20 protein-coding genes and 3 pseudogenes are annotated in these 15,669 nt (G+C 57.8%); 12 read left to right on the top strand and 11 right to left on the bottom strand.

Annotated elements, in window-relative coordinates; genetic code table 11:
- Positions 1-65 precede the first annotated feature (65 nt).
- The 5 genes from RBH77_RS04405 to RBH77_RS04385 all read left to right on the top strand — a co-directional run bounded on the left by RBH77_RS04405 (position 66) and on the right by RBH77_RS04385 (position 3,627).
- Complete coding sequence (locus tag RBH77_RS04405) at positions 66-314, top strand: hypothetical protein (protein WP_311030931.1); 249 nt, start codon at positions 66-68, stop codon at positions 312-314.
- Between the two features lie 130 nt (positions 315-444).
- The gene (locus RBH77_RS04400) at positions 445-1,098 is read left to right on the top strand and encodes a BA14K family protein (protein ID WP_311030930.1); all 654 of its coding nucleotides are present in this window, start codon (positions 445-447) and stop codon (positions 1,096-1,098) included.
- Between the two features lie 352 nt (positions 1,099-1,450).
- Entirely contained in the window at positions 1,451-2,287 is an 837-nt protein-coding gene (locus RBH77_RS04395) for a DUF1236 domain-containing protein (protein WP_311030929.1), read from the top strand.
- A gap of 72 nt (positions 2,288-2,359) precedes the next feature.
- The gene (locus RBH77_RS04390; RefSeq protein ID WP_311030928.1) at positions 2,360-2,674 is read left to right on the top strand and encodes a DUF1236 domain-containing protein; all 315 of its coding nucleotides are present in this window, start codon (positions 2,360-2,362) and stop codon (positions 2,672-2,674) included.
- Between the two features lie 458 nt (positions 2,675-3,132).
- Positions 3,133-3,627, top strand: coding sequence for a YciE/YciF ferroxidase family protein (locus RBH77_RS04385; RefSeq protein ID WP_311030927.1), 495 nt, complete (start codon positions 3,133-3,135; stop codon positions 3,625-3,627).
- 783 nt (positions 3,628-4,410) lie between these two features.
- On the opposite strand, the gene RBH77_RS04380 is transcribed toward RBH77_RS04385, so the two are convergent.
- Positions 4,411-4,734 (bottom strand): hypothetical protein, encoded by a 324-nt coding sequence (locus RBH77_RS04380; RefSeq protein ID WP_311030926.1) that lies wholly within the window; start codon positions 4,732-4,734, stop codon positions 4,411-4,413.
- Between the two features lie 110 nt (positions 4,735-4,844).
- On the opposite strand from RBH77_RS04380, the gene RBH77_RS04375 reads away from it, so the two are divergent.
- Entirely contained in the window at positions 4,845-5,009 is a 165-nt protein-coding gene (locus RBH77_RS04375; RefSeq protein ID WP_311030925.1) for a hypothetical protein, read from the top strand.
- A gap of 552 nt (positions 5,010-5,561) precedes the next feature.
- Here RBH77_RS04375 and RBH77_RS04370 read toward each other — a convergent pair.
- From RBH77_RS04370 to RBH77_RS04360, 3 genes and pseudogenes are all read right to left on the bottom strand, one after another.
- Positions 5,562-5,681 (bottom strand): hypothetical protein, encoded by a 120-nt coding sequence (locus tag RBH77_RS04370; RefSeq protein WP_311032427.1) that lies wholly within the window; start codon positions 5,679-5,681, stop codon positions 5,562-5,564.
- A 39-nt stretch (positions 5,682-5,720) separates the two neighbouring features.
- Positions 5,721-6,536, bottom strand: a pseudogene (tnpC, locus tag RBH77_RS04365) (IS66 family transposase); the annotation flags it as partial.
- 96 nt (positions 6,537-6,632) lie between these two features.
- Positions 6,633-7,019 (bottom strand): annotated as a pseudogene (locus RBH77_RS04360) (hypothetical protein); the annotation flags it as partial.
- A 272-nt stretch (positions 7,020-7,291) separates the two neighbouring features.
- Between RBH77_RS04360 and RBH77_RS04355 the strand changes: the two are divergent.
- Complete coding sequence (locus RBH77_RS04355) at positions 7,292-7,537, top strand: DUF6074 family protein (RefSeq protein WP_311030924.1); 246 nt, start codon at positions 7,292-7,294, stop codon at positions 7,535-7,537.
- Between the two features lie 50 nt (positions 7,538-7,587).
- On the opposite strand, the gene RBH77_RS04350 is transcribed toward RBH77_RS04355, so the two are convergent.
- Entirely contained in the window at positions 7,588-7,803 is a 216-nt protein-coding gene (locus RBH77_RS04350) for a hypothetical protein (protein ID WP_311030923.1), read from the bottom strand.
- A 213-nt stretch (positions 7,804-8,016) separates the two neighbouring features.
- Here RBH77_RS04350 and RBH77_RS23970 point away from each other — a divergent pair.
- Positions 8,017-8,534 (top strand): annotated as a pseudogene (locus RBH77_RS23970) (SRPBCC family protein).
- A gap of 331 nt (positions 8,535-8,865) precedes the next feature.
- A complete protein-coding gene (locus RBH77_RS04340) occupies positions 8,866-9,504 on the top strand; it encodes an outer membrane protein (protein ID WP_311030922.1) in 639 nt (212 codons plus the stop codon).
- A 101-nt stretch (positions 9,505-9,605) separates the two neighbouring features.
- Here the strand turns inward: RBH77_RS04340 and RBH77_RS04335 are convergent, their stop codons facing one another.
- The 3 genes from RBH77_RS04335 to RBH77_RS04325 all read right to left on the bottom strand — a co-directional run bounded on the left by RBH77_RS04335 (position 9,606) and on the right by RBH77_RS04325 (position 11,798).
- Complete coding sequence (locus RBH77_RS04335) at positions 9,606-9,968, bottom strand: hypothetical protein (protein WP_311030921.1); 363 nt, start codon at positions 9,966-9,968, stop codon at positions 9,606-9,608.
- A gap of 341 nt (positions 9,969-10,309) precedes the next feature.
- A complete protein-coding gene (locus RBH77_RS04330) occupies positions 10,310-10,852 on the bottom strand; it encodes a cytochrome b (protein WP_311030920.1) in 543 nt (180 codons plus the stop codon).
- Between the two features lie 607 nt (positions 10,853-11,459).
- Positions 11,460-11,798, bottom strand: a complete 339-nt coding sequence (locus RBH77_RS04325; protein WP_311030919.1) for a hypothetical protein — start codon at positions 11,796-11,798, stop codon at positions 11,460-11,462.
- 115 nt (positions 11,799-11,913) lie between these two features.
- On the opposite strand from RBH77_RS04325, the gene RBH77_RS04320 reads away from it, so the two are divergent.
- Complete coding sequence (locus tag RBH77_RS04320) at positions 11,914-12,174, top strand: hypothetical protein (RefSeq protein WP_311030918.1); 261 nt, start codon at positions 11,914-11,916, stop codon at positions 12,172-12,174.
- Between the two features lie 1,241 nt (positions 12,175-13,415).
- Here the strand turns inward: RBH77_RS04320 and RBH77_RS04315 are convergent.
- Positions 13,416-13,703 carry a hypothetical protein gene (locus tag RBH77_RS04315; protein ID WP_311030917.1) on the bottom strand — a complete coding sequence of 96 codons (288 nt, stop codon included), beginning with the start codon at positions 13,701-13,703 and terminating at the stop codon, positions 13,416-13,418.
- 253 nt (positions 13,704-13,956) lie between these two features.
- Here RBH77_RS04315 and RBH77_RS04310 point away from each other — a divergent pair, with 253 nt between their 5' ends.
- Positions 13,957-14,199 (top strand): hypothetical protein, encoded by a 243-nt coding sequence (locus RBH77_RS04310; protein ID WP_311030916.1) that lies wholly within the window; start codon positions 13,957-13,959, stop codon positions 14,197-14,199.
- Between the two features lie 253 nt (positions 14,200-14,452).
- Positions 14,453-14,632 (top strand): hypothetical protein, encoded by a 180-nt coding sequence (locus RBH77_RS04305; RefSeq protein WP_311030915.1) that lies wholly within the window; start codon positions 14,453-14,455, stop codon positions 14,630-14,632.
- Between the two features lie 14 nt (positions 14,633-14,646).
- Here RBH77_RS04305 and RBH77_RS23965 read toward each other — a convergent pair whose 3' ends face one another.
- Together RBH77_RS23965 and RBH77_RS04300 are read right to left on the bottom strand one after the other, a co-directional pair.
- Complete coding sequence (locus RBH77_RS23965; RefSeq protein ID WP_371832835.1) at positions 14,647-14,937, bottom strand: DUF982 domain-containing protein; 291 nt, start codon at positions 14,935-14,937, stop codon at positions 14,647-14,649.
- A gap of 271 nt (positions 14,938-15,208) precedes the next feature.
- On the bottom strand, positions 15,209-15,520 hold the full coding sequence (locus RBH77_RS04300) for a DUF982 domain-containing protein (protein ID WP_311030914.1): 312 nt from the start codon (positions 15,518-15,520) through the stop codon (positions 15,209-15,211).
- Between the last annotated feature and the right edge of the window lie 149 nt (positions 15,521-15,669).

The following is a 15,669-nucleotide window of genomic DNA, read 5'->3' as shown; positions in this document are numbered from 1 at the left end:
AACGTCGATCGTCACGCAGGTAACGCCGCCCGTTTCTGCGTCGCGCGAACCGAACGGAGGGCACCATGCAAATCGAAGTTGGACCAGCGCGGCGGCCGGGGATGACGGATACCATCTATGAAGGACCGCTGAAGACAGATGACCTGCAGGTTAACCCCGATGGCGGAATCGCTCTGACGGTCGATGCAAATGGAATAAGAGATGGCAGGTCTCAATATCGTTATCGGATCAGTTTCACAGCGGCCGAGGCGGGTCGGCTAGCCGGTGCGATAGCGAGCACCGAGGCGGGAACAAAATCTCCGATTTCCCGATGAAGAAATGTGCACCAGCGATTTGTCCGTGCCATGGGACTTGGCCGGTTGTGGCTGTCATATTTCCCCGCGTTGGGAACAGTTTCGCCCAGCTTCGCATTCTTAACGCTAAGGGCGAGCAGCGGAGGTCGGCATGAGAAACTTCATCGCTGCTTTTTGTGGTTTCTGTCTAACTCTTTTCATCTTTGGCGGCGGCGCTTTAACGGCGATCGTCTTCATCACAGCCGCACCCGCGCCAGCGCATCACATCGACAGCGACATGGGCGCGCTCTGGACGAGCAAAGCAGTGCGAGTAATTCCTGCCACCCAAGATCTGGACCGTCTTCCTGCGCGCCCTATCCCGGAACAGCCGGGCCAAAATGCGCAACCCTCGCGAGATCCTGAGCCGACCAATAACCCCGGATCGGCCGACGCCACTATGACAGCTGCGATTACCACGCCGCCGAAGCCCGAGCCCGCAATGAACGCTGTTCATGTCGAATGGTGCTCAGACCGGTATCGGTCCTATGACCCGGCCGATAACAGCTATAACACATACAGCGGGGTACGACGTGAGTGCGTCTCGCCTTATTCTGAAGGCGGTTTGAGCCCTGAAGAACCGGATAACGTCAACGCCTTTGCAGAAGAGCCTCCGAATTTGATCTCCGCCGCTCATTCGACTGAGATGCCCAGCGCAGCGGCAGATACGGAACATATCCAATCCTGTTTCGACCGGTATCAATCGTATCGGCCAGAGGACAACACCTACCAGCCCTATGGTGGCGGCCCTCGGCAGCAGTGCGAGTAGGGCTGAAGCTACGATCGCATTGTTGAGCCTACATAGGCCAAGCGCGGAGCATGGGGGCTCACATACGGACGAACTACAAGAGGACCAGGCCGGCCGTTCCACGCCGTCCGCGCTCGTCATAAAACTAGCGGCATTCGATGGGCTCGAAACATTCCCACTGATGACCGCTGTCCCGACAGCATTTCTCCCCGAACGTTCTGGCTTCCGGTCGGGGGCTTTTTGCGTTTGAGACACGGACTTTGGTCCGACCAGCGCCATCATTGGTCCCAATCCCGTACCTCGAGGGAACCGCAGCAACGCTCCCATGTTGGCACTTTGAGCAGGGCTGGCAAGTCAGCAAACGGAGATTGATATGAACATCGCCCGCAAAATGACCGTAAGCAGCCTCGCCATAATGGTCAGCCTGGGCTTCGCATCAGGCGCTGTCTGGGCTCAGGATGCCCAAGGCAACATCATACCCGAGAACAAGTCGAAAATCGAGACGCAGCACCAAACCAAGGGTGCAGCCGGCTCAGGGATGAAGTCGGAAAGCAAGACTGGTGGTGGCATGAAGGCCGAGGGTGGTACCCGCGTGAAAGGCGAGGCCGACAGCCAGACAAAGGCGGAAGGCAGCACGCGGACCAAAGGCAAAGCGGACAGCCAGATGAAGGCTGAGAGCAAAACCCGGAAGAAGAACGGAGAGCAGAATGCGGAGACGAGTGCCGGCGCCAAATCGGATCAGAAAGGCCAGATGAAGGTTGAAGAATCCGGCTCGATGAAAAAGGGCGAGGGTTCCCGTGCGCAGATGAAATCCGAAACCAGGAAGAACAGCCGGGCCGCCTCAGACAGCGATCGGACCATGAAGAATAACGAGACGACGAAGAGCGGCCAGGCGGAAAGCACGGGCACCAGCAATGAGAAGACGGGTTCCGTGCAGAAGAATGGCGGCGTCAACGTAAATGTCACCACCGAGCAGAAGACCGAGATCCGTCAGGTGATCAAGACGGAGGATGTCCAGCCGGTCGAGCACGTGACGTTCGACGTGGATGTGGGTACTTCCATTCCGCACAGCGTGCATCTTCACCGGCTGCCACCGAAGATCGTGAAGATCGTCCCGGAATACGAGAGCTACGAGTATTTCGTTCTCGCTGATGGCCGGATCATTATCGTCGATCCGAACTCGTACGAGATCGTCTATATCTTAACCTAAAGCAGATGCGCCAGATGGGATTCTCGCCTCATTGAGGAGGCTAGGAGCAAAAAATCCAAAGGAGATTTTACTATGAAAGCTAGAATAGCGTGTGCCACCGCAGGCATGGCCATTCTCTTCGGGTCGGCAGTTGCCTCGGCAGATTCGCTGATCATAACAAAGGAACAGGCACCGGAGGTGCAACAGTACATCGTCAAACAGCACCTCGAGCCGGTCACCCCTCCCCACGACTTTGACGTGCAGGTCGGTACCGTTGTTCCGGATACTGTCGAGATCCATCATTTGGAGGTCCCGAGCTTGCCCCGGCAATATGACTACATGGTTGTGAACGGGCAAACAGTCATTGTCGATCCGGACACGCGCAAGATCGTGCAGGTTCTTCAATAGACGCAGATCGGTTACAGGAAGCCCCGCGCCTCTGAGCGCGGGGCTTTTTCATTGCGGAAACAATGGCCGAAATTTCATTGCTAGGTGTCCGATGAAGTGAGGTAGCCGAACCCCTTCAGTCTATGGAGTGCCCCCTTTGTCATGCCCCGGCGGCCCGTCGGTCGGGCTTTCGCGATTTCGTTTGCTTCGTGGCTTTCCTTGGATTGCGTGGCGACAGCTTCCTTTGCTCCTCTCTTTCGATAGCCGCTACAGAAAGTTATTGAATGACCGGCCGCGTGCGCTACCGCGTTAGCAGCTTTTCCGAACAGCTTTTCCAAGGAAATTCTCCGACATTTTCCCGCTAAATGCCCGGGACAGCGGAATCGTTCCTCTAACTGCGCTGATCCGCGGAACAAAAGCGCTCTCCACTTATTGGAGATGGGCGCCGGGGCGGTGCCCAAGCCAGAAGGAACGCCAAAATGCCGAAGGAGAAGAAGCTCGAAGATCTGTTCCACGACACGCTCAAGGACATCTACTACGCGGAGAAGAAGATCCTGAAGGCGCTGCCCAAGATGGCCAGAGCAGCGGAATCGCAGGATCTGAAGGCCGCGTTCGAAAAGCACCGCGACCAGACGGAAGGTCACGTGGAGCGCTTGCAGCAGGTATTCGAGGCGATGGGCAAGCGAGCTCAGGGCAAGACGTGCGAGGCGATCGAAGGGATCATCGCCGAGGGCGAAGAGATCATGGAGGAGTTCAAGGATATGCCGGCGCTCGACGCGGGACTGATCTCGTCCGCCCAGGCGGTCGAGCATTATGAGATCACGCGCTACGGTACCCTCAAACGCTGGGCCGAGACCTTGGGGATGAAGGACGCCGTCAAGTTGCTCGATGCGACCTTGAAGGAAGAAGCCCAGACCGACGAGGACCTCACCAAGCTCGCCGAAAAATCGGCAAACATGAAAGCTGCTGCCTAGGCGCCCGCCTGCCTGTAACTGCCCCGCTGGCTTCGGCCAGTGGGGTTTTCCGTTTCAGAAGCTTCCTTGACCGTCCGGTCCGGGATCATTTTGCGCTGGATTATTGCTGCTGCACGTTGTTCGCGACTGGCTTTGGATTCGCCTGGCAGATCCCCGCGCCTCAGCCGCATCTCCTCCACCTGTGGCGGCCATTGCCGTCGGAACGTAGGCGGGAGATTCATTTCTCAGGCGAGAATTCCGGCCGCCGCGATCGACGGCTTGGTCATTCGTGGCGGGCCATCCTGATAGCAATGCGGGGGGGGTTTCTATGTGGTTGGCGCGCCTACCGCAAAGGACGTATGTCGCATAATTGCGAAGGCTCTAATATATCATTGTCGCGCACCCAACCGCGACGGCGCCCGGCGTCAATCGGGCAACGGCGAAATATCGCGGCGTCGGGCGGACTTATTTGCGCTTAAAGGCGATTTGCTCAACCGAAACTGAGACGGACGACATCGGCCAACTGTCCGGATGGAATCTGCCGGTCACCTGATAGCCCTGCGAGGGAGGTTCTGCCGCGTCGTCAGCCTCAGCCTCTTTAGTGAGTTGCGGGATCAGGATCTCGAAGCGTGTTGGGCGTCTTGGCATAGTGCGCCGGAAATCCATGGGGGCCGCTATTGTTCCGGCACGTCCAATCACATTTGGGCCTGCGTTGATGGTGCGGACGCTGGGCAGCCAGATCCGCGAGTACGATATCGCGCGCCATTGTCGCGCCGTCGCCTCTACGCATGCCCCTCCGGCTCGTCATCCGTTCCACCCTATCGCCTCCAGCACCACGTCGGCCTCGGGCAGGAAGTCCATCCACATGGACTTGCCACGGAACTCGGGGAGATGGCGGAACCGACACAGGGCGCGTGCTGCTTTCTCTCGGTCGGATCGCGGCTTCTTAGCCATCGACGCCGCCCGTTCCTCTGCCTTTGACAGTATATCCCTCTTTAGAAGTTCGCCAAGCACCTCCGCGACTTCTTCCAGAATCCGATGCATTTCGTCATGGCTGAGCTTTTCGACATGTTCTGCGGCGTCCATGACATTGAGAAGCAAATCGACGCCGCGTTGATGAAGCTGCATCCATCCCTCCTCTTCGATGCTGCCGAGCAGCCGTAACATCTCCATTCAACAAATGTATCACGCACGGAACGAAGGTCTTTCGCGCCGGTTACGGCGTAAAGAGGGCCATCATGAGGCATATCGCTCAAGTGCTTGAAGAGTTGCGGCGCTACATCGCCGGCAAGGAGGATCGTGCTGAACTGGAGGAAATCGACACGCTGCTCAGCGTCGCCCTAGATGAAGTGCGGCGAAAGCTAGCACAACACGATGATCAAAAGGAGCCGAGACGGACATAGAAGCATGAACGTAACGTCGATGATGCCGGTCGGGCGGCTTGGTAGCCGGAGAGCCTGCGTTAGACCGATCCGATGGCAACGAAAGCAATATACGATTCGGCCGCCGGCACCTTCACTCTCACCAAGGACGTCTGGTCAGGTACGTTCCCGATCGCTGATTTGCCGAAGTGGCTCACCTTCTTCCGACGCCAGCGGGAGTTGTTTTCCGAGCCGTGCGGGGTCCTGTAACGACGACCTGAAGGCCCTGGAGGCAGTCCGAGAACTGATCGCCGCGGATTGATGCGGTTTTCCACAGCCGCTCGACCGATCACTAAAAGTCGAACGATCCGGTTAAGGTCTCGCTGAGCCGACGCGGCCGATGCTGAGGGTGTGGGCATACCCTCGTAAGCCTACTACCCCGCCGCCCGAAGACGCTCCGATCTGGGATAAGATCGGGGCGCCTTTTTGCTGTGTAGGAGGGGAAGCGCGCTTGTTCAGCTTGGCGCCTGGGGCGCCTTCCAGTTAATTTGGTTAGGAACTCTCAATTATTCGGGGGACCCTCACATGGGCGGGCTAAGTTGCTTTACCGCAAGCGGTGTGGCGCTCACACCTGGGCGGGATAATTCCAAGAAGCAGCCGATCGATCTGGCCCTGTTTATGGCCATTGACGATGGCGGTGAGCGTGCTGGTCACGTAGGCCTGCGGATCTATTGCGTTGAGTTTGCAGCTCTCTATGAGCGAGGCGATGGTGGCCCAATTTTCGGCCCCGGCGTCGTGGCCTGCAAAGAGCGCGTTCTTGCGGTTCAGGGCAATCGGCCGAATGGTTCGTTCGACACTGTTGTTATCGAGTTCAATACGGCCGTCCATCAGGAAGAGAAGCAGGCCATTCCAGTATTTGGCGATGTAGCTCAGGGCCCCGCTAAGCGGCGACTTGGCAGCGATGCGCGCACGGTGAAGGGTGAGCCACCTTTCCATGTCTGCAACCAGTGGGGCTGAACGCTCCTGTCTTTCAGCCAGTCGGGCTTCTGAATCAAGGCCTCGTAGCTCGGCTTCGATCCGGTAAAGTTCGCCGATCCGCTTCACACCGTCCTCGGCAATCGGCGCAGGTCCGGTGCGGGTGATCTCCACCAGCTTGCGGCGGGCATGCGCCCAGCAATAGGCAAGCCGAATGTCGGGACCGACACGTTCCGGCGCGATCAGTCGATTGTATCCGGCATAGCCGCCGACCTGCAGAACGCCTGAGAAGCCCTGCAATATCCATTCTGCATGCTGTCCCCCACGACCGGGAGCATAGGTGAAGGCGACGCCCGGGGGGCACCGCCGCCCCATGGACGATCATCACGCGCCAAAGCCCAGAAGTATCCGATTTTGGTCTTACGGGAACCAGGATCGAGCACCGGGGCACGGGTTTTGTCCGTCCATGAAGAGCTTCGTCGAGCGCCTCAGGTCGATCATCAATGCGTCGAAGACGGGCCGCAGTTCGAAGGCCGCCCGGCCGACCCAATTGGCAAGCGTGGGGCGGTCGAGATCAACGCCCTGGCGGCTCATGATCTGCGCCTGACGGGACAACGTGGGGGCAGAACACCGGTTACGCTTTCCCCAACCTAGAACGGCTCTAACTATGCGCAGGTAGACGGGACCATCGAGAGCAGCGCGGACACGCCGAGCCGCCCTCGATGCCGTCATCGAATGCCCGACATGGCAGTAGCTGACAATCGTGTGGAGTTGGAGATCGGACAATTCGAAAAAGCGCTTCGCCTCGCCATAGGTGTCGTTCTGTAGCCCATCCTCACGCAGAACGGGATCTCCGAAGGCAACGGAGAACGGTGATCCATCCCTCCGCATCAGGTCGCGATCGGACCAAGGATGGTATTCGGTGCCCGCAAGGGCATTGAGCATACGGCGTGGATCACGCTCGAGCAGCTTCAGCCAGCGCTCGAGGCGTTGCCTTCAATCCATCGGGGCATTTTTGGGCTCGGTGGTAATGTGCTGCGCTACGTTCGACAGTTCGTCGCGTGATTGGTGCTTCATGGCAACCTCCTCCACGGATGGATGCCCCCGATCCCCCTCTCCAACGGATTATACTACAAAGGAGCCCTCTTGGCCCTCGCTGACCGTTCAACTTTTTCTCACAACGGCTGCCGAAACTCCGGCGCTCCGGCATTCGATCGGAGCGCCTTTCTTGTTTCTGCTGGCATGTTTCCCCAAGAATCACGGCCAAAGAAAAGCCGCCCGGAGGCGGCCGCGATAGAAGGCGTTAATCCTCACCGCCATAGCCTCTCCCCGATTCGGAAGGGGAGCTTATGCATTCAACCGTCGTCGCGTTTCCGCTGAGGTGCCAACAGAAGCTTCTGAGAGGCATTGCAGCTGTTCTAGGCTCAAAGCAGGGCGAAGAAGCCACGCTGTTTTGGCGGCAGACAGCAAAGGCTCTGCTGCAAAATCTGGTTGAACGCGGCGTGGACGCCCAATTGGCCGAAGATGAAGTGCGAGACCTGTTTTATGCTGTCATGGCAGAGATAGAAATGGGTGCTCAGGTGAGCAGGGGCTGAGCGCGCATTGTGCTGAGACTGAAACCCCGCCGGAGCGGATGGAAGGGAAGCTAACCGACAGGCTGTTTGATGACAAACCTCTGCGTCTCGACCACCATTCTGTCCATCAGCTTGAGATAGCGAACAGCCTCCTGCGGCATCTCTCGAACAGGAACGTCGGCTGAGCATCGCAGGTGCTGGAGCATGAAATAGGCCGCCGTTGCGGCGTCGGGGGCGCCCACGTAAAAGATCTTCTCCTCGAAGAGAAACTCCCATCCTCTCTGCACAGAGTCCTCCACGCGTGTCATCCTCATGGGAGAACAACGTTTTTGCGAGGACAACGTTGCTGCCCATCGAGCACGATAAGCTGATGGAGAAACCACCGTAACCTACCTCAGATAAGTTGACCGTTCCTCCGATCGTGCAATCGTACCTTCCGAACTGTCCTGTATTCCGCCCAGTGTGGCGCTGTCGGGACGCCGACAATTGTGTGAGAATAGATGGTGGCGGGGTCCGTCGTAGAGAGGAATCCGCAGATGACAAAAAGAACGCTAAGAATCCTGTCGTCCGCTATCGCCGCGACGGGTGTTTTGGTCGGGCCGGCCGCCGCACTGGAGGTCGCCAGTTCCGCCACTGTGGCCGGAACACCGGACGCCGTCTGGCAAAAGATCGGCGATTTCTGTGCTATTCAGGTATGGTATCCGTCCGTGTCAAAATGCGAGCAAACCGACGAGGCAGGTGCGACCTACCGCACACTCACTGCCACTGACGGCGGAACGATCAAGGAGAAACTCGTAGAGAAAACGGAGACCAGTTACACATATGCGTCATCGAAACTCCACTTCCTGTCGAGAACTACCGCGCCACGATCAGTGTTTCGGCTGACGGAGATGGAACCAGGGTGGACTGGAAGGGCAGCTTCGATGCGAAAGGCAAATCGGACGCCGAAGCCAAGACTGTGATCAGCGACATTTACAAAGCCGGACTCAAACAGATCGCCAAGATGAGCGGCAACTAGTCTGCCTACTCCTTTACAAACCGTCAGGCCGTCGCTCCTCATGAGGCGGCGGGCTCTTTTGCGTTTCGGGCGGGAACAATCCTCTCAGCAGGATGTTCGATCGTGGGTGCTTTGCGCCAAGCAGCATTCCCTCTTGATCCTGCCCGCTGGCTCCGGCCGGCGGGCTTTTTGTGTTTCAAGGCCACGCCGGGCGTCGAGCTTCCGGACAAATCTGCAACACACTACCGATTTTTTGCGCGTCTTGGTTGTTGAAGGTCAAAAGCAGGCGTACTGCTTTGGCCACTTCAATTGGGGGGTAATCATGAGAGCTTGTCTACTTGCCGGAGCAGCGATGCTCCTTGTCGCTTCGACGCCGGCATGGTCCGCAGATGCGATGGCAACGATGCCCGTCGCATCCTTTAACTGGACCGGCGCCTATCTTGGTGTTGTCGGCAGCTACAATTGGGGACGCACCGACTGGGAGTTCATTAATCCTGGTGGTACGAATGCCGATCATCACGCCGATGGGGGCGGCATCGGAGCCACTTTTGGATATAATTGGCAGTTTCCCAATAATGTCGTTCTCGGCATTGAAGGCGACCTGTCATGGCTGGATGCCAAAGGCGTCACCGTTTGCCCGAACCCCGCCTATGAATGCCATTCGAAAGTGACATGGCTGGGAACGGTTCGGCCGCGCCTCGGCTATGCGATTGATCGTTTCATGCCTTATGTGACGGGAGGGACGGCTTTCGGAAGAGTGAAATTGTGGTCACCAGGGGGTGTCTTGCCTGCTATTTCCGAAAGCCATACAGCGTTCGGATGGGCTGCGGGCGCAGGCGTGGAATATGCCTTCACCGATCATCTGACCGCCAAACTTGAATACCTGCATGTCGATCTCGGTAAAGACACCTATTTTGGTGGCACCATAGACGAATCCCGAGGGCAATGGCGTAATGACAGCGTGCGGATCGGCCTGAACTACAAGTTTTGACCTCGCTGTTTTGATTATGCCCCGCTGCCGAAAGGTGGCGGGGCTTTTTTGCTTTTTGGCGGTATCTCTGGCTCTAGTCAAAACGTCATGGTCCGCGCGCTTCAGTGCATCGCAACCAGACGGTGGATCGCATCGCGTATGGCGTTCGATACGGTCTCTACTTGTCGGACGTCTTTGCCTGGCGCGGTAAGAACGAAGACTCCTTCCGTACCGTCAGCCAGTTCCAGATATAGATGAAGCTCGCCATCGAACGGCTGCGCGGTAAGGCCAGCCACACTATGAACTCCTATGGGATCCTCGATCTTCGGAGCATTCCCCGCTTCCGCTGCAAATGTGTCGAAGATCGCCTCCGCCGCATCTAACCCTACTCTAATCGTCTCCCTTGTCCCCGCGTTGTCCGTGACCTCGACGATAACCTCGCAGGTAGTCTCATCGAACCGGACTTCTGTCGTTGCCGTCTTCATTATTGCTCCCCTTTCGGGGCCTTTTTGCGTGCTGCAGAAACAGACGCGCATTTTGAGTAAGCCCGGCCGCCTGGGGTAGTGTGGGAACAGAGGCGACCGGGCCGTTGTTGCGGTCGGTTCAGCTTTGACCGCTACCTCAAGCTAACCCGGATCATTGGCGAGGAGCTGTGGGACCTTGGTCTGACGCTGCCCCGGCATTGGTCCGGGTCACGGTTCCATTGGAACTTTCAGCGATAGGCGGCTGTTTGTATCGCGTCGTCGCTTTGCGCAGCTGACATTTGCCTGTTGCTGATGAGAGCGAAACGAGAGCCCCGCCTTTCCTCGCCGGTCGGCGGGGCTTTCTATCGTGACGTTCCGGGCAGCATCCTTCGTAAAACGCGGTCTCCTCGGACGAAATGGTGGTAGATCGCGGCGACCACATGCAAGCCCACCAAGGTAAGCAGGACATATTCGGACAGGAATTCATGAACATCACCCGTCCACGCCCAGCCGGCCGCGCGGGTGGCCATGATCTTCGGCATCGTGAAAAGATCGAAAAACGAAACCGGCATGCCACGCCAGGAAGCGTTGATCCAGCCGAGCACGGGCAGGACAAATAACAGCACGTAGAGGAGCCAGTGGACGATACGCGCCAGCATCGTTTGCCATTGCGGAATCCCGTTTTCCGGTTCGGGCTCTCCGTGGCCGATGCGCCACGCGAGCCGCAGGACAGCCACCAGGAGGATCAGCACGCCGAAGGAAAAATGCAGGCTGATCAGGGTTGTGACGGGAGTATCACGACCGATGTGCGGCATGGACCATGCGAGGCCGAACTGAACGATGAGCAAAGCCAGAATGGTCCAATGCAGCGCCTTGGCAGTGCTGGTGTAGGCCTTATCTGGCATAACCTACCATTCCTTGTCTCTACTACCGCGCCGCTCCATTGCGCGCTGCGGCTCGCCGTGGCGGGGATGTTGTCGGACATGGCTTCATCCATTCTCGATCAGACGTAGGAGCTTCTTTGGCCAGAGGCAATAAATCCGTCCAAGCGATCGAAAAGACGAGCTTCGCCGCAAGCTTATCCGTTTCCACGATGCTCGCCGCAATACCAGCGCGTTTTCTTGCCGTGCGGCTCGCCGAAGCAACCCCAGCGCTTGCAGCCCGGGTGCTCGCACCAATGCGGGATGACCCCGGTTGGCACTCGGATGGGCTCTTCGGCCGAGGAGGTGGGATCTTCGCTCATTGCCGCGCCTGCTCCATAGCTCGCGCAATCGCCAAGTAGGCGACAAGCTTAGCCTCCTCGCGCTCCTCGGACCTCTCTGCTGCTATCAGTCTTAGTAGCGCCTGCGAAATCTCTCCCGGTGCCCAACCGGCTGCGAACGCCAATCTCATCAGATCGTGAAACCCAGACTCCAACGCGAATTCGCAGTCGGTTAGCCTGTCAGGATACAACTCCGGCCTCTTCGGTAAGGCGACCATGACCATTGCGCATCCCTTCCTCTGTTACCGTGCCTACATACAGTGCCGATTGCGCTGGGCGGATTCGATGGCGACCATTTCGCCCTTGTATTGGGCAACCTCGCCAGCGCGGTCTGAGCCCGACAGGCTGCTCACCGGGACACCGATCAGGAAGACGCCAACAGCATCTCCCGTGACAGCCTGGCGCTGCGCCGCTTCGACCTGTTGTAGCTGAAGCGAAGTCTTCTGATGCTCGCTGCCCAATTGTCTGCAGTCGAGACCAGAATAGGCATTTATAGGCATCGTCATCGGCGCGATCGATTCCGGGTTCTTCGCGCAAGCGCTCAGCGACGCGCATGCCAGCGCGACCCCGACAATACTTCTGAGTTTCATATTTCTCTCCCAAGCCCGCCGCGAAAGTGCGCGTCAGGGTTGAGCGAGTCAACCACTTGCGTCCGGTTTTACACCGGAATAAGTTCCTACTTTGTTCTCAAGGTAGCGGTGGAGCATGGTCAGGCACAAGCGATACGAAAAGATCAACGGCAGCGACTTGCGCGAGATCGAGGCATGCGCCGATAAGCTGAAGGCAGCTGGCCAAAGGGCGATGAGGAACCTGGCCCCATCCGGCCCGCACTATGCTGCCGTTCTGGAATTGAATCGGCAGGCCGTGCGCACGCTGAACGTACTGAACGATCGGTCGGAAGACTGCGAACAGCCGCACCACGCGCCGATGTCGCAATGCCGAGATATGAGCGGCCAGGACGGCTAGAACCAGGGGCGCGCCAGCAACCAGACCTTCGCGACCGGATGCCCGACGAACAGCACGAATGCTCCAATTGCGGCGAGATCGAGCACGGCAAGCTGTGCGAGACGCCGGCGTGATCTATGCTTACCGGAAGGCTTGACGTCGCCTTCTGCTGCGCCAAATCCCCCTTGCCGTTCTCGATGGTACGGCCGATCCTGACTTGCCCCGCCGAAAGGTGGCAGGTTTTTTTTCAGTTTGGCGGGAACGATCCGCTCCGTTAGAAGTTACTGATATGCTGTTCTCCCCGGCAGCATCCTCGACGGGCCCGCTGGCTTCGCCGGCGGGCTTTTGATTGGAAACTATGATGTACGAGACGAGCGGCAGGGAGCGCGTCCGGCGTGGCCAAACACCTCGCCTTGCATCCCGATTTGTCGTTCCAAAAGATCAGCCCGCAGAGTTTCGCCAGCTGCTGGAAAAGCTCCAAAAGAAAGAAAGCGGCACGCCCTCGGACTGCCACAACTGAGAAACTAAGTCCAGATCCCCGCGAGGAAGGTAAGCACGATCAGGGCTAAGACAAGCACCAGCACCAGTTCAACGGCCAGTCCCAGGTCAAGAACGTTGTTACGTCTCTTGGACTTCATGGCTGGTCATCCCAGATTGGCGCTTTAGAACTTGGTCTCCTTCAAATGATGCGCTCTCCGGCGGCGTAGGCACGCTCCCATCAACGTTGATGTTGCCATTTCGGTTGCACTAACCGGACAGTGCGTCGACGCCAATCGCCGCTTCATCATCAGGCCGACGTGACATTGCATGACATGCTGGCTCGGTAGCGGTTTTCGGGTTTGGGAACTTTTTTTGCATGTTCGCGTTTTTGCGATCCAAAAACACGGGAGGGTTGTATGCACATAGAAGTCGGCCCGGCGAGACGATCGGGAAATTCTTTCACCATCTATGACAAGCCGCTGGACGAAACCGAGCTTGAATTCGGCCACAATGGCGAGGTCGTCCTTACGATCAGGGCCAGCGGGATTAATTGCCGAAAGTCGCTCTACCGATACAAGATCCGCCTCAGCCCACACGAGGCCGAACAGGTGGGCCGAGGTCCGTCCGCTAACGGCAAGGGGGCTTCCTTGCTTGGAACAAGCCTTCATTTGACGACCAGCCAGAGCAGTCCTTAGCCCGATCCCAGCATATTCTTCGCAATTGCGGAGCCAAATCACTGGTCATCCAGGATCTTGAGGGGAACCACCTCCAAGCTGAGGGCTTCACATCAGTTTTTGCTGTTCCGGTATGAGATCGATTTCTAATACCGTGTAGCCGGCGGGAACAAAATCTCCCTGCCAAAACCTGCCGAACTCTATGGCGCAGCCCTGTTGAAGAGCCACATTTAGGATCAGTTCCTCTAGCCCTTTGCAGGCCCAGCCCTTGAGTTTATGGCGACGGACGATGGCATCGAGGATCATTGTAATGTTCACGATCTTTTGCTTCGCCATCGCGGCGTTGACGCTTTCCAGCACCTCTTCGTTAAGCCCGTCAGGTATGAAGCGGAGCATTGCGTATCGCCTTTCGCTGCCGTCGCCCTGAACGACCTATAGTGCGCCAGAATGCGCTAGGTGGCAAACGTTAATTCGAAAAACTTCAATATATACAGAGAGTTATAATATTGCGGCCTCTACCAATAAGGTGCTCTTTCGGTATGGTGAGGCTCCACCGTTAAACCGACCTTTTCAGCAAGGAACTAATTCGCTATATTCTACGTTTATTACTCATTCTTGTAATCGTGGCATTCCGCTGATGGAGGCAGTGATGGCTGATTTAGAACGCCCGGAACGACTGCAGATTATGCTGAGCGTGGAGGAGCTTACCGCCCTGGAGGATTGGCGCTTTGAACAACGCATGCCGAGCAGGGCAGCGGCCGTACGCGAGCTGCTGCGAAGGGGCTTGATGGCAGAAGGTATGCTCAACGGCCAGGGTGCGAAGTCGCAGGACTTCGGTGTGTTATCCGATCCGGCAAAGAATGGAGAAGACGAGGTACCTCAGTCCGGCTGAGGCACCTAGCCAACACGAGCCGGAGGGCGGCGACGGCTCCCTCCGTTTTTGGTGAACATCTGTGCGCCGCAGTGGCTGCCGCGGCCACCGCTTTCAGCGTCACTTAGCCTCTTCAGGAGCTCCTGGATCGGAAAGGATTCCTCTTCCGGAACAGCAAAGATAGGATGATGGCTTAGCTTTTCAGCTACTTGCCCGCGAACCTTCTCGCTTCCTATCGCATCTGGCCGGCGCTCGGTCCCGCTACGAGGCTGACTTGTTCCTGAATTGGGCGCTGCGGGCTCGCCTCGGCCAAGTGGTCGGGGCCGGCCTCTCGCCTCGTCAGGTTCTCGACCAGCGCGACGACTTCAAGCGGCTCATCCAGCGCCAGTGCGTCCAGATCGGATCGGAGTGGATGCCTGCGCTCCCCAACGAAGACCAGAAAGGCGCAGCATGATGGATTCCGCTAATTCATGCTGCCAGGGTAAATCTGTCTGCGTCGGTGTCTGTGGGGTTTCCAGCTTGATTCTGGTCGAGCACACGATGAGCTCTCGCCCATCCCACAAAGGCATTTCGAACCGTCTCTACAGAGAGAAGGCCCTGCAGCGCGGCGACCATCCCCCATCGCACGCAATCGTAAACGACTCCCCGTCTATTCGTTGGCCACTTGTTCAGAAAGGCCAAAGCCTCGGGAATCCCGCCGATCTGGACGGTGCTAAATCCGTCCCTCACATAGATTGGACTGTCGAACCTACCATTCATCACTTCCTCCAGTTTCTCATTGCCTGGTTGTTGCAAGCGAAGCGACCCGCCGCCGAAAAAATTAGGCAGCGGGTTTTGAGCTTCAAGGATGTGAGGCCGCTTAATGGGCCGCGTCCGAACGGGGGTGGATTATGGCTGGTACATCTGCGGAGGCGCGCCATTCTCGCCGCACATCCTTTGAAAAAGGTGTGATCCGATGTGGAGTATGGGGCAGCCTCACCGCCAAAACTATACCGTCAGGCTTGAACGCGGCCGCCGGATGCGGGTTTGATCATCCAGGGCTGGACCGCAGGTTCCTTCTCAAGGATGCTTTCTTGGCTCCGAAGGCTCGTATCGCGTCTCTCGCGGCTTTCACCGGCTTAAGGCCGTCATGGGCCATGAAGCAGGTATTCAACGCGGCTTCATAGAGTACGTCGCGCTTGTCCTCGGGCCACTCAAACAGGAAATCGATCGTCGTCGAGCTTGTGATTTCCCGGATACGCCCTTCCCGAGATTGGCGACAATGCGATCGGTGATCCGCGCATAGATGTCGGCGCACCCGCTTTCCTTCTTCCCATTCATTTTCCTCGGAGGCCGCGCCCATCGCGGCCCCTCACGGCGGTCCATGGCCGGGGAATTCAGTGTGGACGGCGCACCGTCGGCCGAAACGCAGTGGAGGGCGGCAAAGCCGCTGCGCCGTCCGCCGGCACCGACAGGACTCCTCAGCCGGGAGGGACCGCGATGGGCGCCTGC

Origin of the sequence: Mesorhizobium koreense (assembly GCF_031656215.1) — a bacterium.
Taxonomy (GTDB): Bacteria; Pseudomonadota; Alphaproteobacteria; order Rhizobiales; family Rhizobiaceae; genus Mesorhizobium_L; species Mesorhizobium_L koreense.
This window is presented reverse-complemented; position numbering and strand designations above follow the sequence as displayed.